Genomic DNA, 21,648 nt, shown 5'->3' with positions numbered 1-21,648 from the left:
AAAGTGAAACGCTTTGTTCCATGGATGCTCAGTGTAGGATTGCTAGCCGCTGTTTCGGGCTGTGGAGCGAGCGTAGCTCCCGTCATTGTGGGGCATGGATATCCTACCGCTGTGGCATGGATTGATCATCGCTTGTCCCCCAAAGATTATATTTTGCTCATCGGTCTGAGTCGGGCTTTGCCCGACCATCGTCCTATGACCGTGTATATTATGCGTAAGAAGGTTCTTCTCGTAGGTCATGTGCTGCCTCGCAATACATTGGTTGGTATCGTGGTGAACCCGCGCCATCCCAAATGGATGGGGCCGGTGTATTTTCAATTACCTCATGAGCGACACTGGAAGCAGTTAGTACCGGCACCACGCACGCAAACGTCTCCTGCGTAACCGCAAGGGCGATTTCAATAGGGAAGTGAGGAAATGGCTACCAAATACTCCGATAAAGCGGAGCCGCATTATCTGCGCGCTGTCCAATATGAACAAAGCGGCCGTATTGATGACGCCATTCGCGAATACCGAATGGCGAATCGCATTAAAAAGGATTTGATTCCCGCGCGCAAACGCCTAGGCGACCTTTTCATGCGGCTGGGAAAAACGGAAGAGGGGATTGCGCAATATCTTAAGGCCACGGAAATCACAAGTCAAAAACGAAAATGGAAGCGTATATTAGTTCCGGATGAAGACAAATACTCCTTGATTCAAATCCTTCAGGCGTTGGCTGAGGCGTATCAAAAAACGGGTCACAGTGACAAAGCCCTGCAGACATGGAAACGAATCGTGGAGACCGAACCGCTCCAGCCAGGGGATGACGATATTGTGCTGAGAGCACAACGCATGGTCAAGGAATTTGCGCGCTTTAACGCGAATTGACCCAGAGCTTCAGCAAAATCTCAGCTTCTTGACCCATTTGTTAACAGTTTTGCAATGAATCGGCGGTTAAATTAATCTACAGAGGACATTGCGAACAGAAGGGCAAAGGAGGTTGAAGCCATGAATGGTCGTCGACTGGTAAGGCAAGTCGTGGCAGCCATGGCACTTTGTGGTGTGGAGGCGTTGTTGCTATACGGCCACAACCATTTAGGAAGTCTTGTCTTGACCGGTTCTGCCGCGCCGGGCGTTTCGCAGCAGGCCCAGGACGTTAAATACGCTCCGGTTACCAAATTAGCATCGGTTCAGAGTTCCCAAAACTGGGCCGGCTACGTTGTCTCTTCCGGGCAATACCGCAGCGTATCGGCGACTTGGACGGTGCCTGCAATTCAAAATGGGAGCGGAGTGGCCGCGCAGTGGGTTGGGCTTGGTGGAGTGAAGAGCCAAGATTTGTTGCAAACGGGAACTATCGAACAACAAAATAGCAACGGTGCCGTTACCGCTCAAGTGTTTGTAGAAGAATTGCCACAGCATGCGCAAGACATTATGACGGTTCCCATTGGGTCCACCATTTCAGCTAGCATTGAACCGGTGTCGAGCGATCAATGGGATTTAACGATAACGGCCGTGCATCAAGGCCAAACCCAAACCAAGACGGTTCCGATGACGGTGTCAGCAGCTTATGCCGCAGGGATGGAAACGTCAGCAGAATGGATTTTTGAAGATCCGGCCAATACCACGGGCAATCTGTATCCGTTGGCCTCGACCAAGAAGGTGATATTTAGCAAGGTTCAGGCTAATAATCAAGCGGTGACATCGGCCAATGCGCTTGTTATGACCGGTCCAGGAGGCCAGCCCGAAGTCGAGCCGTCCGTCATGAAAAACGGTGCATTTTCGACCAAAGAAGTCAGTGGGGGTGCCGTATTCCCGTCACCGAGTCAAGGGTTCCCCTTTTCGGAATTTCCGCAAGGTATTGGCTTGGGTAATGGTGGGGGCCTTGGCGATGGATACGGCATGGGCAATGGATTTGGCGGCTTTGGTTGGCAAGGACCCGGGTATGGCGTGGGTTACGGAACACAAGGATTTTGGTTTCCGAGTACGCCGGTTATCATTCAAGTGCCCTCTATCACGATTCAACGTATGCCGTTGCCGTTTAGCTTAAATCTTTAGTCACGGGTGTTGGGAATTCTTGCCGCAGATTAATAAGCATTTCGAGGCTAAATACGATGGGTTCCATCGTCGTAAGGATGGTCTGCGGATGATGCGGATAGCCGGTGGCGATGAACGCCTGATGGTGGTCGCGGACCATGGCTAGCCATCCCGTTTCGTGAAAATCGCCCAGCGAAACGTTTAACGGGGCGACGCAAAGCCCGCATCCTTGGCCGGGGCAGTTGTCAAAGCATAGGTATCGTTGCGCGACATGGCGTTCGCGTGCAGCTTCTAGTTCTTGAGCAAACAAAGTCACCAGACCAACTGACGAGCCAATATCGAGGCTCGTAATGGCGCTATTAATCAGTTCCCGGCCGTGGGCGATTAAGGCTTCCAAACCTTCGCTGCGGGTAATTAAGGGGCTGGACGCAAGCGGCTCAGGAATCATGCGGGATAATTTATCGAGTTGGGCCGACAACGTTTGGATATGGCTATGTCCTAAGGTCTGAAAGGGAACGGCTACGTACCGTATGACGTCTTGATCCGGGTTTTCCAAACACGCTCCGCGCTGTATTAGGCGTTTTAACGCAGGATAAACGTTTGGGCGCGGAATGTTTGCCGCTTTCGCCACTTGATATCCCGTCATGGGCGTGTTTTGGGACACTAACGCAAGGTAAACTTTGGCTTCGATGGGACTAAATCCGAAGGCTTGCAAATCGTCGATGAGATTATCAAGATTAGGCATAGGGCACCTCAGGTCATTAGCATATCACAGGGAATATCTTATCCTATGGTGGTCCATTTATGACGCGGTCAAGAAACGAGGATGAGCGACTATCTGGGCTCATCCTGCTATTCATCGTGAAAGAGGCAACTGAGCGAATAGCGCTCTCCGCTCGTGACTTTGGCCACACCGTGATAAAATTCTCCACTTCGCGGTCCATGACCGTAACGGGGGCGAGATGCTGTGCACAAGACCACAACATCCCCGATATTTCCGCCGATAATGTGGCGTTCGGCTGGCTTTTGAGGATACTCTTCTTGGACTAACAGCTTCCCACCCTCAAACTCGGTGCCACTTTCACTTAACACCAAAATCGTTTGCAGGGGAAATAATAGTGATCCGTGACGGTCCTGATGCCATAAGTTATATCCGTGGGTAGGATAGTGCAGCATCATGACCCCTGCTTGGTTTTGCCCTGCTGCGTGGCATGCTTCTAAAAACTGTTCCAGCGTTGGGGGGTAGGGGCTAGGGTTTCGCGAAGTCGACCACAAATGATTGGCAATGTTAGCAACATAGGGATACATTTCATGCCTAAATTGTTGCAGGAATTCTGGAAGCGGGTAATGAAAATAACGATATTGACCGATGCCAAAATGATGGCGATCCATTTCGACGGTGGGGCAAAAACAATCGGAACTAGACCACAGATCGCGCAAAGTATAGCATTCTGCTTTCGTAAGCCAGCGTGGAATAATGGAATATCCTTTTTGCCGAATATCCCATTCTACCGCGGCCCAATTCACTCGCTCAAATCGTTGAGCTGCCAATAACATCTCGTCACCTACTACCACAGCATTTGTCATTTAGTATACACTGCCTATGGGTTCAGACAATAGCCTGACGTCGATGAGGGGGTTAGTGGAGTTGGCGACGAAATCTTTGGATGACATTGTGCAGCAAAGACGGGAATCGTTATTGAATCATGCGGTTTATCATCGCATAAACACGATCCGTGATCTTCAAATATATACCGCGCATCATGTTTTTGCGGTGTGGGATTTTATGAGTTTATTGAAACGTTTGCAACATGATTTGACAGGGCTTGATATTCCGTGGCGGCCGCGTGGGGAAGAGCCCTATACGCGTTTTATTAACGAGATTGTGGTGGCAGAAGAATCGGATGAAGTGGGGAACGGCCACTATCAGAGCCATTTTGGCTTGTATCAAGACGCTATGGTGCAACTTGGCGCGGATAGGGCGCCGATTAACTTTCTTTTGGCGCAACTTGAACAAGGCGTGCCCTGGGAAAAGGCAGTGGAGGCTCTGCCCGTCGATCCCCGTGTGAAAGAGTTTATTCGGTTTGATTTGAATCTTGCGCATCATGGAGAGACATACGAAGTGGCTGCCGCTTTTTTTTACGGCCGTGAAGACATTATCCCTGAAATGTTTTTACGTATCGTGGATAAACTGGGAACGGATGCACGTCTTGAGCGGTTTCGCTATTACCTGGAACGGCATATCGAGGTGGACTCCGATACCCATGGACCGCTGGCGGCACAGCTCCTCGATCACCTGTGCGGTCGCGACCCAGCTAAATTGGAAAGAGCGACAGTCATTGCCCGAGAAGCCTTGCAATGGCGTATCAAGTTGTTTGATACGGTGGTTGATCGTCTCAGCTCGGTCCCATCTTGACCAACCACTGCATAATGTGGTGTGATATTCCATCTCAAAAGCCATGTCGTCGCGGTGAAGTACAATGGTCGAGTTTGTTATACTAGTCGTAATTACGACGGTCATAGGCAGGTGTCCCATTGCAGCTCATTGCTCAGTTTTCTCCTTCGATTCCAACGGACTCGCGGAGGTTTTGGCCCGATGTGGAACGCACGGAAGAATGGTTACAGCGTTTAAACCGTGGCGTTGCATCACGTGTGTTAACGTTAGCAGGCAACAGCCCAGCGCTCTTAGCACCGTGGACGCCCTGGCTGCGTGCACCCATGGAAATCGTGGGTTGGTTGAATCCGATGGAAGTACAGCTCACCTGGCAATATTTGTTGCACTTTTTAGCGGCGTCAGGACCCGATAGCGTTGTCATTCCGTGTGGCGGGGATGCGGTAGTTAGTTGGCAACCCGGGACTATTACCATTCGCGCTCCGCACAATACATGGGTTTGGGCTCTGGCAACGGACAGTTGGGACCCTGCAGGATGGCATTTTCATGACCGTGTGGAATGGTGGGAACATGGGCGTTTGCAGCAGGCAGCCCGCACGCATTGGGGAATTTTTGAACAATGGCAGCATCCGTATGGTATTGAAGAATGGCGTTTGCGCGCTGATTCCGGTGCCGAGGAACAATTGACGGTATGGTGGGAAAAGCTAGCCAATCTGCTCGGTTCGCGCCCGGTTAAGGTAAGTTGGCGGCAAGAACATTCGCGCAATCCCCACAATATTCTTGGTCTTCCGGTTCGCGTCGCGTGGTTGGGGTTAAAAATTGCAGTGGACAGTGATTCCTTGCAACAAGGTGTAGCGCAGTGGCCGGAGCCACTTGGGTTGCGGGCTTCGATGCACTGGTCAAGCCCGCAGTGGAATCCTTTTTGGTCCACACGGGTCGTTCTCAAGCGATGGCGTCAGACCACGCGATTAGAGGCACACTATACTCTCCTTAAGTCCCCTCTTCATAAGAGCGCAGTCAAAACAATGCGCCAAGAAATGCACCGTTTTCCCATTTTTCGTGTTCAGCCGGTGGAGGTGCGTTCCGTGGAGGATAATCCTAGCAGTTGGCTGACCCTTGTCAACCGCGCGCGATTTGCGTTCTTCAAGGAGCATCTCATGACGTCGTTGCGTTCGTATCCATGGCCTGCTGTTCGCGAAGTTCGCCTTCCCACACGCATTCGTCTGCCTCTGGAGTGGCGTCTAGACCGGTTGGGGTCCAGAGATGGTGTCTGGGCGATTCGTCACCAGCGGTTACCCCTGGTGGTCATGGTTCACTGGCCTCGTCCCCATCATGCCGGAGGTGTGACCGTGACGATTGGAGGAGAAGTCCACGCGAGTCTCTCAGACCTCGACCCATATACACGAATTGACCGTTTTGCACAAGATTGGCGTTATTGGGCCTATATGCTGTCACAACATCTGTTACCGGCGATAGACCGCCATGCGCCCCGTGACCATTCGCCCGATTAGCCTGAAGACAGTCAAAAGGGACCCCCGCTGCATGCGGGGGTGAGGGCTACATGATTTGTTCGCTACGTATGCGGTCTATTAAATGGCGGACCAGCGATACTTCTTTGGACAACCGAGTTCGCGTCGTGCGCAGTTCTAACAGCTCTTGTTGCGCCGCTACAGAAAAGGGAACATGGGCGGCAATCCAATAAGACAAGGCTTCTGGCTCTGTGGGTATCTGAGGACGCGCCTGGGTAGGTGAAATAAAGCTCCAAATCTCGGAGCTTAAGGCTAAAGCCTCATCAATCAGCGGAGGCGGCACAGAATCATCCAAATCTGGCAGATATTTAAACTGTCCCACCATGTACCGGCTACCATGGCGATAAGACAATAGGCTGATGCGGCTAATGCCCGCGAGTTCTACGTGCAGACTTCCGTTATCCATTTCTGAAACTTGGAGGATGCGGGCAGACGTGCCGATGTTGGATGGTTCTGCTGCTTCTGCTGTTGTGCCCGATTCTTGTGCTCGACGTTCCATACAAACACATAGTCCTGTATCCTGCTGAATGCAATAGGATATCATGGCCTTGTAGGAACTATCATCGATCACCATCTTGGTTTTAGCCCCTGGAAACAAAATTCCCTTGATGGGCAGTATTGGCATGCTGACAGATTCGCGGCTTGCAGGCATCACGCACCCCCCTAATTGAGTACGACCACCAAATCTTTTTACTGTCCTAACTATACAAGAGTCTTACGCTTATTTTACCGAATTTCGCGACAGTGTACAAAGAAAATTCCTGCGTCATTTTTTGCGGGTCCAAAGAGGTATCCGGGATTCGGAGCATGCTACAATAACGTGAATAGGTAGGGAAGAAGAGGGGGAAGGACTGTGTCTAGTCTTACAACATTCGGACTCTCCGATGAACAGCGGATGTTTCGTGATACCGTAAGGCGTTTGGCAGAGGAAAAAGTAAAGCCCAGAGCGCAAGAAATTGATGAAACAGGAGAGTTTCCTTGGGACATCGTCGAATTGTTTCGGGAGTACGGGCTCTTGGGTGTTGCAATGCCCGAGGAATATGGTGGTGGCGGGGCGGACTTGCTCACGTCGTGTATCGCGATCGAAGAAGTGGCGCGTGTATGTGCCACCTCGGCCTTGATTATTGCTGCGCAGCATCTGGGCGCGATGCCTATACTGATTGCGGGATCGGCAGAGCAAAAGGCTCGGTACCTTCCTGATATTGCCCAAGGGCGGTGTCTGAGTGCCTTTGCCTTGACCGAGCCAGACGCCGGGTCGGACGCTGGGGGGACACGAACCCGCGCTATCAAAGAGGGGCATCAATATCGCATTACTGGGTCTAAAGTGTTTATCACCAATGGGGGATTGGCGAAGACCATGGTGGTGTTTGCCTCTACGAATCCATCGGCGGGGACACGCGGGATCTCGGCTTTTGTCGTGACCCTTGACCAGCCTGGGGTGTCTGTCGGACGCATTGAAAAGAAAATGGGAATTCGTGGCTCGCAGACGGCCCAGTTATTGTTTGACGATGTTGTAGTCGATGAATCAGCTCGTCTAGGTGCTGAAGGTGATGGATTTAAGATTGCAATGCGTACGCTAGACCGCACGCGTCCGGGGATTGCGGCTCAGGCGTTGGGTATTGCGCAAGGGGCGTTGGATGTGACGGTACAACATCTGGCGGAGCGTCGGCAATTTGGCCAGACATTAAATCAGTTTGAGGGTCTACAGTTTATGGTGGCAGACATGCAAACGCAGATTGAAGCGAGTCGGCAATTGCTTTATCGCGCCGCGGAAATCGTCGAGTCGGCAGGCTTTGACAGTAAGTCTAGTGCCGAAGTGACGAGATTTTCGGCAATGGCCAAGTTAATGTGCTCAGACACCGCGATGAAAGTGACGACGGATGCGGTTCAGCTCTTCGGCGGCTATGGATATATTAGGGACTATCCCGTCGAACGGATGATGCGCGACGCGAAAATTACCCAAATTTACGAAGGCACGAACCAAGTGCAACGCCTCGTGATCTTTCGCAATATGGATGGTGGAGGGCAGTAACGGGTTATGGAAATCGTACGCATTAATGAGGCAACTAAACATATAGGCCAAGACGTGATTCTGCAAGGTTGGGTAACCCACTATCGTTCGTCGGGAAAAATTCATTTCATTGTTATACGAGACGGTACGGGTGTCATGCAGTGTGTCGTCAAAAATCCGCAAGCCGAATTACACGGTGCCGCACAATGGGACGCCCTTACCCAAGAAACGGCCGTGCGCGTCCATGGGAGAGTGCATGAGGATAAAAGGGCTCCCATCGGTGTTGAAGTGGAAGCGGACCGGGTTGAGATATTAGGTATAAGCGAGGGATATCCGGTGGCTCCTAAGGAGCACGGGGTGGACTTCTTGATGGATCATCGCCATTTGTGGATTCGTTCACCTAGGCAAGCCGCTATTTTGCGGATTCGTGCGGCGGTGATTCATGCGACGCGCAATTTCCTTGACAACGAAGGATTTGTGGTGGCGGATCCGCCGATTATTACTCCAGCAGCCGCCGAAGGCAGTACGACGCTCTTTCCCATTGATTATTTCGATGACACCGCCTTTTTGTCGCAATCAGGACAGCTGTACATGGAGGCGTTGGCGATGGCGTTGGGCCGTGTTTATTCTTTTGGCCCAACGTTTAGAGCGGAAAAGTCCAAAACGCGTCGCCATCTCAATGAGTTTTGGATGGTCGAGCCGGAAATGGCATTCTGTCAGTTCGAAGAGAACTTGGTCTGGCAGGAGCGACTGGTGAGCCATATTGTGCAACATGTTTTGGCCACTTGTCGGGTGGAATTGCAAACGATTGAGCGGGACATTTCCCGCTTGGAAAAAGTCATTCCACCGTTCCCGCGTATTACTTATGACGAGGCCTTGGAACGTCTCAAGAGTGTGGGGATGCCGCTCGCATGGGGTGATGATATGGGAGCTCCCCACGAAACCGCTTTAGCCGAGATGTTTGATCGGCCGGTTTTTGTCACGCATTTTCCGACAGCATTAAAGGCCTTCTACATGCAACCGGATCCGCACAGACCGGAGGTGGCTCTAGCCGCCGATATGTTGGCGCCAGAGGGTTATGGAGAAATCATTGGCGGTAGTGAACGCATTCATGACCTGGATTTGCTGTTGGAGCGTATGGAGCAACATCATCTCGATCCTGCGGTTTATGCTTGGTACATTGACTTGCGACGATACGGCTCGGTGCCTCACAGTGGATTTGGGATGGGGTTGGAAAGAATGGTGGCATGGATCTGCAAGTTGGACCATGTGCGCGAAACCATTCCTTTTGCACGCACATTGAACCGGGTCTGGCCATAATGTCATGAGGAGGATGCGCAATGGATACGTCAACGAATAACGGTCCAGAGAATATGGGCCAAGCGCTCAATCAGGCCCGCATTCGCCGGCGTCTCTCGGTCGACCAAGTCAGTGAAGCTTTGCACATCCGGCGCGAATACTTGCTGGCTTTGGAGCAGAATCGGTGGGAGGACTTGCCTGGAGAAGTTTATGGACAAGGCTTTCTTCGGAACTATGCGCGGTATTTAGAACTCGATGGTGATGCCTTGGTAGAGCAGCGCCGCAAAGCCCTGGGACAGCCGTTAGATCATCCGGTATTGTCTCCAATGGAACCTATTGGACGTACGGGTCTTTATGCCCATGCCTCACCGCGGGCGACGCATAGGTCTTCCCCCTCGCGCATTCGCCGTCAAGACGGCGAAAAAGACATGCCCGAGTATTCCAACCCCCGGTTGATGATTTGGGTGGTCGGTGTTTTAGTGGTGCTATTCATTGGCGGGTTATGGTTGCTGCAACATTATTCGGGATCGGTGACGAGTCCTTTGGCGGAGAAAAGTCCGCCCAAATTACAGACTTCTGTTAAGGGCCCAGCTAAAAGCCATAAGGCACGATCTCATCCCCAGCTCGCCTCTCCCACGGGCGTTAAGATTACGCAACAAAGTGCGAGCCAAAGCGGCCATTCATATTATGCCCAATATGCTGTCAGCACGTCGCCAGTAACGATTGCTTTGTCTTTTACTGGGACGTGCTGGGTATCGGCGTCGGTCGATGGAGGTCCTGCCATGAGTAAACTCTATTATGCTGGGCAATCCGCTCAATTTTCAGGGTCTCACGATATCTCGCTGACGTTGGGCAGCCATGCGCTGACGATGATGATAAACGGACAGGCATTTGCACTTCCTACGGCCAATGATGTCTTGAATCTGTCTTTCCAAGGGTCATAGTTTTCCCGGCGCTGGTCACACTAAGAAAAACGTGACAGTGAGGGAGAACAATGGGAAAAACGCTATCGTGTTTGCTTGCGGCTGGCCTTATCACGGTGCCAGCCGCTTCACACACTAAAGGATTCGTGAGCAGAAAAGTCGTGGCTTCACAGCAAGGACCACACCTGACGTCTCGTGCTGCAATTTTGATGGACGCTAAGACCGGCGCCATTCTCTATGAAAAAAATGCTTTCAAGCAGATGGATCCGGCAAGCGTGACCAAAATGATGACGGCGCTGTTGGTCATCCAACACGGCCACCTCTCACGCGTAGTGACAATTTCTTCGCATGCAGCATCCACGGTGGGGTCACGTATGCACATTGCTACCGGGCAACAGTACACCGTGTACGATTTGCTGCATGGTTTATTGATGCGTTCAGGAAATGATGCCTCCGTCGCCCTTGCGGAAGCGGATGCCGGCAGCGTCAGCCGTTTTGTTGCAAAGATGAACGTAAAGGCCCAAGAACTCGGAGCGTTTAACACCCAGTTTGAAAACCCGAATGGGCTGACCAAGCCGGGTCACTTTTCTAGTGCCTATGATTTGGCATTGATTGCGCGTTATGCTATGACGGTGCCATTATTTCGCCAAATTGTGGCCAATAAAGAAGCCGTTGTTACAGAACTGCGTCATCATCAGCGTAGAGAAATTCATAACACCAATCAATTGCTTTACACGTTCCCGGGAGCAACGGGCATTAAGACTGGGACCACAGACGCTGCCGGCAAGTGCTTAGTGGCGTCTGCGCAGCGTAATGGCGATGAATTGATTGCCGTGGTTCTACATAGCCAAGATCGTTATAGCGATGCCCGCAATTTGTTGGCGTGGGGGTTTGAGCATTGGTCCACTGTGGAAGTCGTGCATCCTGGCGAGGTGTTGGCACAGGTGCCGGTTCAAGGCGGACAACAACCGATGGTGCCAGTGGAAGCTATGCATTCCGTGTGGTTGAGTCTACCGAATCAAGAGACCTATCACATCAACGCGACCTTAAAATTTCTTAAAGCGCCAGTTGCACGGCATCAAGCCAGCGGCTTTATAACAGTAACCACCCCTGGCCAGCCAGCGGTGGTTACTTCAGTGCAGACGATGCAAAGTGATGCGGCGGCTGTTCACCACCATCGGTGGTGGATTATCCGCGGTAAATAGGCTTGCCGTAGGTCAACAATTGTTTCAAAGTCACCAATTTGTAGCCTTTGGCTTTCAAATCCTGCAAGATGGTCGGCAAGGCAATGTCGGTTTGCTTACATGTGTCCGAAGCGTGCATGAGAATGATGTCTCCCGGATGAATGCGGGTCGTAACCCGGCGAATAATGGTGGGAACGCCCGGATTCATCCAGTCGAGGGAGTCTGTTCCCCATGTGACCGTGGTATAACCCACCGCGCGCGAAGCCATAATGGTACGGCTATTGAAATCACCATTCGGGGGCCTTACAAACGTGGCGCGTTTGCCGGTGATTTTTTCGATCGCAGCATTGGCTTTCATTAAATTTTCGGCAATACCGGCATTGGATAGGTCTGAGTAGTTAACATGAGCCCATCCGTGTGACTCGACTTCAGCGCCAGCGGCCGCATAGGCTTTCACGATGTCCGGGTGTTGCGAGGCCCATGGGCCTGACACAAAGATAGTCACAGGTACATGGTCTCGGGAGATTATGGACAAAACTTTTGGAGGCATCACTGTGCCCCAAGAAATATCAAACGTCAAAGCAGCAACCTTCTGGGTGGTCTCGACATCACGCAATGAATAACGATCCGCCGCGGGTAGCGGGGATGTCTGCGCAAATATGGTAGCCTGTTTTGATGTCCAAAAACTGGCTGCAACCAACCCGATGAGAATGAGCAAGGCCATAAAGGCCCGCGTAACCCGGTATTTTAATGTATGGATACGCAAAACTTCGCCTCCGTTTCGCAATGACAGTGACTGACTGCAGACATGTAGAATCCAAAGCACATGGTTTGCCTCTTTATTTTCCCGCCTCGCTGGGCTATGATACGTCCGAGGTGATTGTTTTGGCGACGAAAGTGGGGATGGTCTCTCTAGGCTGCCCCAAAAACCGAGTAGACTCGGAAGTGATGCTCGGTCTTCTTGAACAAGCAGGGTACCAGTTAACACCGGAAGCCGATGATGCCGAAGTGTTGATTGTGAATACGTGCGGCTTTATCAACTCAGCCAAGCAAGAATCGATTGATACGATTCTTGAGATGAATCATTACCGGGAAACTGGCCAACTCAAGGCATTAGTCATGGCTGGATGTCTCTCGCAAAGATATCAGCAAACCTTATGGGATGATTTGCCTGAAGTCGATGCCATGGTAGGAACAGGCGAGTTTCACCGCATTGTGGAAGCCGTGGAAGGGGCGTTAAACGGTACGCGCCCAAGTTTTTGGGGAGAAATGCCGGTAAGTGGATTAGCAGCTCCACGCAAATTAACAACACCCAATTATACGGCCTACTTAAAAATTGCCGAAGGCTGTGACCACAGTTGTGCCTTTTGCGCTATCCCCCAAATGCGGGGAGGATACCGCAGCCGACCTCTGCAAGATATTGTGGCTGAAGCCAAACGATTGGTAGCGCAAGGGGTACGCGAATTGATTTTAATTGCCCAAGATTCCACTATTTGGGGCCATGATCTCTACGGACATCCGGAGCTGCCACGGCTGTTGTATGCCTTACAAGAGATCCCGGATTTGGTTTTTGTTCGTATTATGTATAGTTATCCCACGCAGATTACTCCCGATCTTGTGCGTGCGATGCGCGATTTACCCGTTGTGGCCCCGTATTTAGATATGCCTCTCCAACACGCCCATCCTGAACTTCTGCAAAAAATGGGTCGGCCATTTCGGCGGGATAAAACAGATCGGGTCCTAGGGATGATTCGGGACGCTATACCTGATATCACCTTACGTACAACGTTTATCGTCGGGTTTCCGGGTGAAACCGATGACCATTTCCAAACCTTGCTGAACTTTATAGAGGAAATGCGCTTTGACCACGTCGGCATTTTCACGTATTCGCATGAAGAGGGTACAAGGGCGGAAAAATTGGGAGATCCGGTGTCCGAAGCGGTAAAGCAGCGTCGGCGCCGCGAGGCGATGCTGGTGCAACGCAAATTAGTGGGATCGGTACGGGGACGCCACATTGGCCATGTGATGCCAGTATTGATTGAAGATATAGGTGATACTGTTAGTGTGGGGCGCGGGGCTACTGATGCACCCGGCATTGATGGGGTGACGTACGTAAAAGGACGTTTTAGCCCCGGGCAGATTATTCCCGTCAAGATCTCTGGAACACGCGAATACGACCTGTTGGCGGAGGCGCTAATGTGAATGTAGCCGACCAAGTCACATTGTCGAGGATTATTCTCACGCCGGTTGTGGTGGCTCTATGGTTAGCTCACGCTCCTAAGTGGCATTGGATCGGCTTGGTGGTGTTTATTATTGCGGGTATGACAGATTTTGTTGATGGACGTCTTGCACGGCATGCATCAAAAACAACGCATTTTGGGGCTTATATGGACCCTTTGGCGGATAAAATTCTTGTGCTAGGTTCCGGTTTGGCGCTAATTGCGTCAAATCGGCTTTCTGTTTGGATCGTGTTGATTTTATTGTTGCGTGAATTTGCGATAACGGGATTGCGGTCGATTCTTCCCGCTGGAACGACGATGGGCGCCAGTGCCGTTGCGAAGTGGAAGACGACAGGGCAGCTTTTTGCTTTAGGTGCTTCGGCGGTATTGACAGGGATGGTCCCAATTGTGTTTTGGGTAGTCGCGTTAACGCTCACCATCTGGAGTGGTATTGAATACTTTTATCGGTATTGGCCACGCGCGTGAGTTTTTTGGAAAGATAAACTTTCTTGGCTTTTCCTGATGTGGCGGGCTTTCCCCGTCTAGACAAGCATTGCCTGCGCTCAATTGTTCTCGCTATGATATACTCCCCATTGATTGCGAAATGATTCGTGACATGGTGGTTGAAGGAGGGCGAGAACCATTGATGAAGTTTACGGTTCGGCAAGTTTTTTTGGTATTTGTTGTCTTTGCATTGGTTTTAGGATTGTTGCGCGGCGTTCAATGGATTTATATGCGGTCAGCAATCCGCTCGCCCTTGTTGCACGCCATGCAAAGCGTTACGGGTGTCAAGAAGGTAGAAGTGTCTCCCCAAGGAGCGGTCACCGTTTTTGCTTCCCGGCGCGCTAACTTGATGAATGTCTATCAAGGGATTGAGGCGCAAAATCGTCTGGTGACTGGCCATGTACCGACGGCCATTACGATTGTATCGCATCCGAGTCCTGCTATGCTTCAATCACTCAATACTCTTCGCCTCATAATTGCCCAAGGTGAAGCCACGGGACAATATGTCGCGATGAATGCATCCATCCAGCAGGTGGCTAAACATGACCATTTCGCGGCGACCGTACAAATCAGTAGTCGTCACATTTTTGTCACCTTGAGGGCCCCGCAATATTGGGAAGACATTGTCATGCCGTTACGATTAGGGGGCCAAGGATGATGAAACGAGAAGTGGCTGTGGGGATTGGTCTAGCCGTAATTGTTTTCTTAGGTCTTGATGGCATTGATATTTGGCCGCTCGTTTTACTTATTGCTTTGGGTTCCGCACTCTACTTTTCGGGTATTTTGAGTCGCTTAAGTAATAAAAGCGCACGAAAAATCGTGCTAAGCCAAGTCAATACGACGTTTCAAGATATAGGCGGCCAGCATATGGCTAAAAGCGAACTCAAGGAAGCCTTGGAATTTATTTTAAAGCCCGAAGTGATTAGTAAACTCGGAATACGGCCGTTAAAAGGGATTCTCTTAACCGGCCCCCCTGGCACGGGGAAAACCTTATTGGCCAAGGCCGCTGCTCAATATACGGAATCCGTCTTTTTGGCTGCGTCAGGTTCGGAGTTTGTCGAAATGTATGCGGGTGTGGGTGCGCAGCGGGTACGTCAGTTGTTTCAAGACGCACGCACTTTGGCCCGTAAAGAAAAAAAGTCTAGTGCTATCATCTTTATTGATGAAATTGAAGTGATGGCCGGGAAACGCGGCAGCAACCAATCTCATTTGGAGTATGACCAAACCCTTAACCAACTGCTGGTCGAAATGGATGGCATGCAGATTCATGAGGACGATGTGCGGATTTTAGTGATGGCCGCCACTAACCGCGCGGATTTGCTCGACAATGCTCTGATGCGCCCGGGCCGCTTTGATCGCATGGTGCGGGTAGATTTACCGGATCGCGAAGGACGGCTAAGCATTTTGCAATTGCACACGCGTAATAAACCGCTTGCACCGGACGTGGATTTGGATAGCATTGCTCGGGAAACCTTCGGATTTTCGGGGGCACATTTAGAAAGTGTTTGTAATGAAGCAGCCATCCTGGCGATGCGAGAAGAGACCGATGTCATAACAACAAGGCACCTCCGTCAAGCCGTCGATAAAGTGATGTTAGGGGAAAAAATCGACCGCAACTTGCGCCGTGAAGACCTGAAAAGAGTAGCGGTTCACGAAGGAGGTCATGCCATTGTGGGGGAATTAGTATCCCCGGGCTCCGTGTCGTCAATTACGATTGCCGCGCGGGGAATGGCGCTAGGTTTTGTGCGGCATGCTCCCGAAGATGATCGGCTGTTGCAAACTATCTCGGAACTCAAAGCGGATATTCGCGTTCTATTAGGGGGTTCAACGGCCGAGCGCATCTTGTTAGGGGAACAAAGTACAGGAGCGGCCAACGATTTTGAAAAGGCATGGGATATTGCACGCCAAATGGTGTTGTCGGGGTTATCTCCGCTCGGTGTGGTTCAAGAAGAAGCGTTGTCGCCAGAGACGTTGTACAAGACGATCCGAGATATTATAGCGGAGCAACAAACCGTCGTCGACGAATTGATTACGAGCCATGAAGCGGAGTTGTGGACGCTGGCCAATGCGTTATTGGAGCACGAAACTCTTCCCGGCGAGGCCGTACGGGCTTATATCGCGTAAATTTATGGCATGCCTGCACACCCTGCAGGGCTGGGGGGTGTGCAGGTGGTTGTAATTCTGTCCCAAATATGGCATGATCAAAATACCTGATAGTACGGAGGGACAGGAGTGTTCAAACTTGCCGGCCTCGTGGCGGTAGGCGATGAAGTGTTGACCGGCGAAGTCATGAATTCCAATGCCGTGTGGCTTGCGCAACAATTATTATCGGTCGGGATACATATTCACGCCCAAACTGTGGTAGGGGATAGTGTGCGCACCATTATCCAAGCCCTTCGCTATTTGCGCCAGGACTGTGACCTGGTGGTTGTGACGGGTGGTTTGGGTCCTACGGCAGATGACGTGACTAAGGAAGCGGTGGCTCAGTTATATCAGCGGCCGGTGACTGTGGATTCCGAGACACACCAATACATTTCGGAACATCATGGACGGAACTCAGGTTGGGAAGAATCAATTAAGAAACAAGCGTCAGTCGTGTCGGGAGCGGTCATCTGGCAAAATCCCAAGGGCCAGGCTCCGGGTGAACTGATTGAATTAGAGGGGCAAACGCTGGTTTTGTTGCCCGGGCCACCACGAGAAATGGAAGCCATTGTTGAGCAGTATTTATTGCCGTGGTTGCGCCGTATGCAAGGTAGCCGAACGGTCATGCGTCAAAGTCTTTCATGCTTCGATATCGGCGAAGCGACACTCGCACACTGGATTGAACCGCTTTTGGCCGGCCAACATCCTAAAATGGGAATCTATGCGAAGCCTGGGCAAGTGGACATTCGGGTCGAGACTACCGCATTTTCCGAGCACGGGACCGTTTTAGCGCAACGGGCTCTAGCGTGGGTAAAGGGTCAGGTTCAAGCACCGTTGTATCATGTTCAAGGGGTGAATCGTGCCCAAGTCATTGTCGAGACCCTGCAAAAACGGCATGAGACCTGTAGCATGATGGAATCCCTCACCGGTGGGCTTTTAGCCGCGCGTCTTATTGAAGTGCCGGGCGCATCGCTCTGTGTGTCAGGAGGGACTGTTGCGTATACTGATCATGTCAAGCAGCTGTCTGGAGTGCCGGGACATGTACTGGAAGAGTTTGGGGCGGTTAGTGCTGAATGCGCGCAGGCGATGGCAGAGGCTGTTTGCCAACGGTTTCACACGGATTGGGGTCTGAGTACGACAGGGTATGCAGGTCCCGGGGGTGGAGACGCCGAAAATCCTGTAGGGACGTTTTATACGGCGGTAAGCCATAAAGGCCAAACGGTGGTTCGCAAACGCATTATTCACGTTGACCGACAAGGAGTACGAGAGGCCGCGGTAGAGATGGCGTTGACGCAATTGTGGGACCTACTCGAATTACCGGGTTAACGTATCGGGTGTGGGATGGAGAGGACATTAAAACATATGATGAAGGAGCTTTCGATGGAAGAGGAAACAGTAAAACTTGAATCGTTTAAAAGTATGGGGTTGACCAGCCCAGTACTTAAAGCTTTAGAAGACATGGGCTTTGAAGAACCATCACCCATTCAGGTTAAAACCATTCCCTTGATTTTGCAAGGGCACGATATTATTGGACAGGCTCAAACGGGAACCGGGAAGACAGCTGCATTTGGTGTTCCGATTGTCGAGTTGTTGGACCATCGCAGCAAAAAAGTGCAGGCCTTGGTGATGGCCCCCACGCGGGAATTAGCCATTCAGGTATCAGAAGAAATCACCAAAATCGGCCGCCATGCGGGCGTGAAAGTGGTTCCGATTTATGGAGGGCAGTCCTATGACCGTCAGATTCGAGCGCTAGAACACGGCGCACAGGTTGTGATTGGAACACCTGGTCGTGTCATGGACCATATTCGCCGAGGGACATTAAAGCTTGATAACGTTAAGGTCGTGGTTTTGGATGAAGCCGACGAAATGCTTGACATGGGCTTCATCGAAGACGTCGAGTTCATTTTGCAGAATGTACCCACCGAGCGCCAGACGATGCTATTTTCAGCGACCGTTCCTGATGCCATTTCCCGGTTGGCTCGGAAGTATCTGCGCCATCCTGAACACGTATCGATTAGCCCCGAGCGTTTGACGGTGCCCAAGATTGAACAAGTCTATTACGAAGTGCGAGAACATGAAAAATTAGATGGGTTGTCCAGGATTTTGGACATGGAGGGCGCTGAGCGCACCATTATCTTCTGCCGCACGAAAAAACGCGTCGATGAATTGGCCGAGGGCTTGCAAGCGCGAGGTTATTCTGCCGAAGCCATCCACGGGGACTTGAATCAAGTGCAACGGAACCGGGTGTTGAAACGCTTTAAAGAGGGAGTTAGTGAAATTCTGGTCGCTACCGATGTCGCGGCGCGAGGATTGGACATTGACAACGTGACGCACGTTATCAACTATGACTTGTCTCAAGACACAGAGACTTATGTCCACCGTATTGGACGGACGGGACGAGCCGGCAAGAGCGGCACGGCAATTACTCTCGTGTTGCCCAAGGAATTTCGCCAACTGCGGCAAATGGAAAAGTTGTTGCATGTTCGCTTACAACGGCGGCCCTTACCTACCCAGGAGGATGTTGCAGAGAAACAGCGGGAAGCATTGAAAAACCGCTTGGCCGATGAAATCGAGCATGGTGTGTTGCCGGCTTATCAAGAGATTGTGATGGAACTCGCACAGTCGTATGACAGTGTTGATATTGCCGCTGCTGCTTTGCGCTTAATGCTGGATAAGGGGCATGATCAAGCGCCAGAAGGAGAGTTCGGGGAAACGGGCGCAGAGCCCGGAATGGTTCGGCTGTTCTTAAACCTCGGGCGGATGGACCGCGTCTCTCCGGCTGATATTGTGCGGGGCTTAGCGGAAGGTGCGCATATTTCCGGTGGCGTCATCGGGTTGATTGATATTTACGACCGGTTTACGTTTGTGGAGATGCCGAAGGATGCCGCAGCTAAAGTTTTGCAGGCGATGTCGTCCATTGTGATTCGTGGCAAATCGGTCAATATGGAACCTGCACGACCTCGTTAGAATTCATAGAGGAGTTTTAATGCCGTTTAGCGAATAATGTCCAATGGAAGAAGTTGGAGGGAGAAGAAACTATGGCGATGGACAGAGAAAAAGCGCTGGACTTGGCGCTCGCCCAAATAGAAAAGCAGTTCGGTAAGGGCTCGATTATGCGGCTTGGGGAAGCCTCCAGTCAATCTGCTATAGGGGTGATCTCAACGGGCTGTCTTCCCTTGGACATTGCTATCGGCGTTGGAGGTTTACCACGTGGACGTGTCGTGGAGATTTATGGTCAAGAATCCTCAGGAAAGACCACCATCGCACTGCATACGATTGCCGAGGCGCAAAAAGCTGGCGGTGTGGCAGCGTTTATTGATGTAGAGCATGCGTTGGATCCCTTGTATACCAGTAAGTTAGGGGTTAACCTCAATGACTTGCTGATTTCCCAACCGGATACCGGTGAACAAGCGTTAGAAATTGCGGAAGCGTTGGTTCGGTCCGGGGCGGTTGATATTGTGGTCGTGGACTCGGTGGCAGCCCTTGTGCCACGCGCTGAAATCGAGGGCGAAATGGGTGATTCCCATGTTGGGTTGCAAGCACGCCTGATGTCCCAAGCCTTGCGTAAGTTGACGGCGTCGATTTCGAAATCGAATACGGTCACAGTCTTTATTAACCAACTTCGAGAAAAAATTGGTGTGATGTTTGGAAATCCGGAGACAACCCCTGGAGGGCGAGCTCTGAAGTTCTACTCTTCCTTGCGTCTTGAAGTGCGCCGTATCGACAGCTTAAAGCAAGGAACCGATGTGGTGGGCAATCGAACGCGCGTCAAGGTTGTGAAAAATAAGGTGGCTCCCCCGTTCAAGCAAGCCGAATTTGATATTCTCTATGGGGAAGGGGTTTCCCGTGAGGGAAGTATCCTGGATTTGGCAGTTGAGATTAATTTAGTGCAAAAGAGCGGTGCATGGTATGCCTACGGAGATTTGCGCCTGGGGCAAGGGCGTGAGAATACTCGGGACTATCTCAAGAAAAATCCTGAGCTGGCGCAAGAATTAGACACAAAAATTCGCCAACATTTTCAAGCGGCCTCGTCACTGGTGACCATAGGCGCTCAAGATGACCAAGACATCCAATAAAGATCCTTACCTACAAGCCCTAAGGTGGTTGGGGTATCGTGATTATAGTCGACAGGATCTCTCCGCCCGGCTTCTCCGGGCGGGTTTTCCTGAACCTTTGGTGGACTCGGTCATGGACCAACTGGAGGCCAAAGGATGGCTCGATGACAAGCGGGTTGCCGCCCAACTTATCGAGCAATGTCTACGCAATGGTACGATGGGGCCAAGACTCGTAGTCCAAAAACTTCAGGATAAAAAGCTGCCGCGAGAGGTATGGGAGCCTTTATGGGAAGAACGGCAGCAGAATATTGATTGGTTAAAGATTGCTGAAGGTCTGCAAGAGCGTTACGATATCAAGGATGACCGCGAGCGTATTCGCTACGGACGGTACCTTGTCCGCCGGGGCTTTCCCACGTCTATTGTCTGGAAGATAATAGGGCATGGCGACCAAGGGGGATGAGAAAGGAGCCGTAGGTATGGCATTAAAGATTATTGATGAGTGTATTTCGTGTGGTGCTTGCGAGCCGGAGTGCCCCAATGAAGCCATTCGCGAAGGGGTCGATATTTATATTATTGATCCGGACCACTGTACCGAGTGCTTTGGGTTTTACGGGACCCAACAGTGCGCTGATGTGTGTCCTGTAGAGGCCTGCGTCGCTGATGTTGCACACTCCGAATCGCGGGAGGAATTAGAGACAAAATTTCAACGGCTGTATCCCGGTAAAGCACTAGAAAATACTGACCAGTGGAAGCCTCCCGTCCTCTAAGCGACCATAAAGCGAGTTTTCTATGGCATCGCATATGATATCAAGAAGATGTGGGATGGCCGGAAAAGGAGGGTGCGGAATGAACCTATCATCATCAGGTTGGGGGAGTAGCACACGGGGGCTTGGGGCATTAATTACGGTTATGATGCGGTATCCGGAGATCAACAGCGTCCAATTTAATCCTGATGACCGGACGCTTAATATGACATTCATCGTCCGTAAGACGTTGGGGGAAGACGTATGGCAACGCTTCCAACTTCAGCTCCAAGATGTGCTGCAAACCTACCGGTGGGTTACGGGCCGGCCTTTATCGCAGATTAGTCTGGATCGTCTTGAGTGGGACACTGCCACGATTATTGAATTGCGACGGGATATTGAGACCGTATCCGTCGAGGAAGTGGGCATGATGATCGAGATTCTTCATGATTGGTTCGAACAAGACGTGGTAATGGATTCCCATGATCTCTTGGAAGAAGAATTAATGCTTCAGGAGGAAACGATTCAGGCCAATCTTGAAGCCCTCACAAAAGACGCACATGGACATTTAGTGGCGTTGCGAGACGAGGGACGGGTTGTGGTGTTTAATACCTAAGTGGGTTGAAGGAGGAAA

Annotated in this window: 23 protein-coding genes; 19 read left to right on the top strand and 4 right to left on the bottom strand. The window is 51.2% G+C overall.

Features of this window, described 5'->3' with window-relative positions:
- The first annotated feature begins 3 nt into the window (after window positions 1–3).
- The 3 genes from CO251_RS04255 to CO251_RS04245 all read left to right on the top strand — a co-directional run bounded on the left by CO251_RS04255 (window position 4) and on the right by CO251_RS04245 (window position 2,034).
- Window positions 4–384 (top strand): hypothetical protein, encoded by a 381-nt coding sequence (locus tag CO251_RS04255; protein ID WP_103374567.1) that lies wholly within the window; start codon window positions 4–6, stop codon window positions 382–384.
- Between the two features lie 33 nt (window positions 385–417).
- Entirely contained in the window at window positions 418–867 is a 450-nt protein-coding gene (locus CO251_RS04250; RefSeq protein ID WP_103374566.1) for a tetratricopeptide repeat protein, read from the top strand.
- A 120-nt stretch (window positions 868–987) separates the two neighbouring features.
- Window positions 988–2,034, top strand: a complete 1,047-nt coding sequence (locus CO251_RS04245) for a G1 family glutamic endopeptidase (protein WP_103374565.1) — start codon at window positions 988–990, stop codon at window positions 2,032–2,034.
- Here the strand turns inward: CO251_RS04245 and CO251_RS04240 are convergent.
- Both CO251_RS04240 and CO251_RS04235 read right to left on the bottom strand, forming a co-directional pair.
- Complete coding sequence (locus CO251_RS04240) at window positions 2,018–2,758, bottom strand: TrmB family transcriptional regulator (protein WP_103374564.1); 741 nt, start codon at window positions 2,756–2,758, stop codon at window positions 2,018–2,020. The genes CO251_RS04245 and CO251_RS04240 overlap by 17 nt on opposite strands.
- 107 nt (window positions 2,759–2,865) lie before the next feature.
- Window positions 2,866–3,600, bottom strand: coding sequence for a 2OG-Fe(II) oxygenase (locus CO251_RS04235; protein ID WP_103374563.1), 735 nt, complete (start codon window positions 3,598–3,600; stop codon window positions 2,866–2,868).
- Window positions 3,601–3,661: 61 nt separating this feature from the next.
- Between CO251_RS04235 and CO251_RS04230 the strand changes: the two genes are divergently transcribed.
- Together CO251_RS04230 and CO251_RS04225 are read left to right on the top strand one after the other, a co-directional pair.
- The gene (locus tag CO251_RS04230) at window positions 3,662–4,429 is read left to right on the top strand and encodes a DUF3050 domain-containing protein (RefSeq protein ID WP_158246171.1); all 768 of its coding nucleotides are present in this window, start codon (window positions 3,662–3,664) and stop codon (window positions 4,427–4,429) included.
- A gap of 182 nt (window positions 4,430–4,611) precedes the next feature.
- Window positions 4,612–5,916, top strand: coding sequence for a hypothetical protein (locus CO251_RS04225; protein ID WP_103374561.1), 1,305 nt, complete (start codon window positions 4,612–4,614; stop codon window positions 5,914–5,916).
- A gap of 46 nt (window positions 5,917–5,962) precedes the next feature.
- Here the strand turns inward: CO251_RS04225 and CO251_RS04220 are convergent, their stop codons facing one another.
- Window positions 5,963–6,559, bottom strand: coding sequence for an LON peptidase substrate-binding domain-containing protein (locus CO251_RS04220; RefSeq protein ID WP_255398090.1), 597 nt, complete (start codon window positions 6,557–6,559; stop codon window positions 5,963–5,965).
- A 228-nt stretch (window positions 6,560–6,787) separates the two neighbouring features.
- On the opposite strand from CO251_RS04220, the gene CO251_RS04215 reads away from it, so the two are divergent.
- The 4 genes from CO251_RS04215 to CO251_RS04200 are packed head-to-tail and all read left to right on the top strand — an operon-like array spanning window position 6,788 to window position 11,372.
- Window positions 6,788–7,966 carry an acyl-CoA dehydrogenase family protein gene (locus CO251_RS04215; protein WP_255398089.1) on the top strand — a complete coding sequence of 393 codons (1,179 nt, stop codon included), beginning with the start codon at window positions 6,788–6,790 and terminating at the stop codon, window positions 7,964–7,966.
- Window positions 7,967–7,972: 6 nt separating this feature from the next.
- A complete protein-coding gene (gene asnS, locus CO251_RS04210) occupies window positions 7,973–9,265 on the top strand; it encodes an asparagine--tRNA ligase (protein ID WP_103374559.1) in 1,293 nt (430 codons plus the stop codon).
- Window positions 9,266–9,285: 20 nt separating this feature from the next.
- The gene (locus CO251_RS04205; protein WP_103374558.1) at window positions 9,286–10,188 is read left to right on the top strand and encodes a RodZ domain-containing protein; all 903 of its coding nucleotides are present in this window, start codon (window positions 9,286–9,288) and stop codon (window positions 10,186–10,188) included.
- A gap of 50 nt (window positions 10,189–10,238) precedes the next feature.
- Window positions 10,239–11,372, top strand: a complete 1,134-nt coding sequence (locus CO251_RS04200; protein WP_103374557.1) for a D-alanyl-D-alanine carboxypeptidase family protein — start codon at window positions 10,239–10,241, stop codon at window positions 11,370–11,372.
- On the opposite strand, the gene CO251_RS04195 is transcribed toward CO251_RS04200, so the two are convergent.
- On the bottom strand, window positions 11,356–12,177 hold the full coding sequence (locus CO251_RS04195) for a polysaccharide deacetylase family protein (RefSeq protein WP_242968301.1): 822 nt from the start codon (window positions 12,175–12,177) through the stop codon (window positions 11,356–11,358). The two genes, CO251_RS04200 and CO251_RS04195, sit on opposite strands and share 17 nt — an antisense overlap.
- 50 nt (window positions 12,178–12,227) lie before the next feature.
- Between CO251_RS04195 and rimO the strand changes: the two genes are divergently transcribed.
- The 10 genes from rimO (at window position 12,228) to CO251_RS04145 (ending at window position 21,630) form a co-directional block, all read left to right on the top strand.
- Window positions 12,228–13,553, top strand: coding sequence for a 30S ribosomal protein S12 methylthiotransferase RimO (rimO, locus tag CO251_RS04190; RefSeq protein ID WP_242968299.1), 1,326 nt, complete (start codon window positions 12,228–12,230; stop codon window positions 13,551–13,553).
- Complete coding sequence (gene pgsA / locus CO251_RS04185) at window positions 13,550–14,056, top strand: CDP-diacylglycerol--glycerol-3-phosphate 3-phosphatidyltransferase (RefSeq protein ID WP_158246170.1); 507 nt, start codon at window positions 13,550–13,552, stop codon at window positions 14,054–14,056. Before rimO ends, pgsA begins: the two co-directional genes overlap by 4 nt.
- A 160-nt stretch (window positions 14,057–14,216) precedes the next feature.
- Window positions 14,217–14,732, top strand: a complete 516-nt coding sequence (locus CO251_RS04180; RefSeq protein ID WP_242968307.1) for a hypothetical protein — start codon at window positions 14,217–14,219, stop codon at window positions 14,730–14,732.
- Window positions 14,732–16,198, top strand: a complete 1,467-nt coding sequence (locus CO251_RS04175; RefSeq protein WP_103374581.1) for an AAA family ATPase — start codon at window positions 14,732–14,734, stop codon at window positions 16,196–16,198. Before CO251_RS04180 ends, CO251_RS04175 begins: the two co-directional genes overlap by 1 nt.
- 108 nt (window positions 16,199–16,306) lie before the next feature.
- A complete protein-coding gene (locus CO251_RS04170; RefSeq protein WP_103374554.1) occupies window positions 16,307–17,542 on the top strand; it encodes a CinA family nicotinamide mononucleotide deamidase-related protein in 1,236 nt (411 codons plus the stop codon).
- A 54-nt stretch (window positions 17,543–17,596) separates the two neighbouring features.
- Entirely contained in the window at window positions 17,597–19,183 is a 1,587-nt protein-coding gene (locus CO251_RS04165; RefSeq protein WP_103374553.1) for a DEAD/DEAH box helicase, read from the top strand.
- 71 nt (window positions 19,184–19,254) lie between these two features.
- The gene (recA, locus tag CO251_RS04160; RefSeq protein ID WP_103374552.1) at window positions 19,255–20,292 is read left to right on the top strand and encodes a recombinase RecA; all 1,038 of its coding nucleotides are present in this window, start codon (window positions 19,255–19,257) and stop codon (window positions 20,290–20,292) included.
- Entirely contained in the window at window positions 20,273–20,731 is a 459-nt protein-coding gene (locus CO251_RS04155) for a regulatory protein RecX (RefSeq protein ID WP_103374551.1), read from the top strand. The genes recA and CO251_RS04155 overlap by 20 nt, the downstream gene beginning before the upstream one ends.
- Before the next feature lie 16 nt (window positions 20,732–20,747).
- A complete protein-coding gene (locus tag CO251_RS04150) occupies window positions 20,748–21,038 on the top strand; it encodes a YfhL family 4Fe-4S dicluster ferredoxin (RefSeq protein WP_103374580.1) in 291 nt (96 codons plus the stop codon).
- Window positions 21,039–21,117: 79 nt separating this feature from the next.
- Complete coding sequence (locus tag CO251_RS04145) at window positions 21,118–21,630, top strand: hypothetical protein (RefSeq protein ID WP_103374550.1); 513 nt, start codon at window positions 21,118–21,120, stop codon at window positions 21,628–21,630.
- The last annotated feature ends 18 nt before the right edge of the window (window positions 21,631–21,648 follow it).

This window comes from Sulfobacillus sp. hq2 (assembly GCF_002903155.1).
Classification (GTDB): Bacteria; Bacillota; Sulfobacillia; order Sulfobacillales; family Sulfobacillaceae; genus Sulfobacillus; species Sulfobacillus thermotolerans.
This window is presented reverse-complemented; position numbering and strand designations above follow the sequence as displayed.

Excerpts from the sequence above, each read along its gene's own strand:
- CO251_RS04250 (WP_103374566.1), top strand. The coding sequence starts at position 418 with ATGGCTACCAAATACTCCGATAAAGCGGAGCCGCATTATCTGCGCGCT.
- CO251_RS04245 (WP_103374565.1), top strand. The coding sequence starts at position 988 with ATGAATGGTCGTCGACTGGTAAGGCAAGTCGTGGCAGCCATGGCACTT.
- CO251_RS04240 (WP_103374564.1), bottom strand. The coding sequence starts at position 2,758 with ATGCCTAATCTTGATAATCTCATCGACGATTTGCAAGCCTTCGGATTT.
- CO251_RS04235 (WP_103374563.1), bottom strand. The coding sequence starts at position 3,600 with ATGACAAATGCTGTGGTAGTAGGTGACGAGATGTTATTGGCAGCTCAA.
- CO251_RS04220 (WP_255398090.1), bottom strand. The coding sequence starts at position 6,559 with ATGCCAATACTGCCCATCAAGGGAATTTTGTTTCCAGGGGCTAAAACC.
- asnS (WP_103374559.1), top strand. The coding sequence starts at position 7,973 with ATGGAAATCGTACGCATTAATGAGGCAACTAAACATATAGGCCAAGAC.
- CO251_RS04205 (WP_103374558.1), top strand. The coding sequence starts at position 9,286 with ATGGATACGTCAACGAATAACGGTCCAGAGAATATGGGCCAAGCGCTC.
- CO251_RS04200 (WP_103374557.1), top strand. The coding sequence starts at position 10,239 with ATGGGAAAAACGCTATCGTGTTTGCTTGCGGCTGGCCTTATCACGGTG.
- CO251_RS04180 (WP_242968307.1), top strand. The coding sequence starts at position 14,217 with ATGAAGTTTACGGTTCGGCAAGTTTTTTTGGTATTTGTTGTCTTTGCA.
- CO251_RS04175 (WP_103374581.1), top strand. The coding sequence starts at position 14,732 with ATGAAACGAGAAGTGGCTGTGGGGATTGGTCTAGCCGTAATTGTTTTC.
- CO251_RS04165 (WP_103374553.1), top strand. The coding sequence starts at position 17,597 with ATGGAAGAGGAAACAGTAAAACTTGAATCGTTTAAAAGTATGGGGTTG.
- recA (WP_103374552.1), top strand. The coding sequence starts at position 19,255 with ATGGCGATGGACAGAGAAAAAGCGCTGGACTTGGCGCTCGCCCAAATA.
- CO251_RS04155 (WP_103374551.1), top strand. The coding sequence starts at position 20,273 with ATGACCAAGACATCCAATAAAGATCCTTACCTACAAGCCCTAAGGTGG.
- CO251_RS04150 (WP_103374580.1), top strand. The coding sequence starts at position 20,748 with ATGGCATTAAAGATTATTGATGAGTGTATTTCGTGTGGTGCTTGCGAG.
- CO251_RS04145 (WP_103374550.1), top strand. The coding sequence starts at position 21,118 with ATGAACCTATCATCATCAGGTTGGGGGAGTAGCACACGGGGGCTTGGG.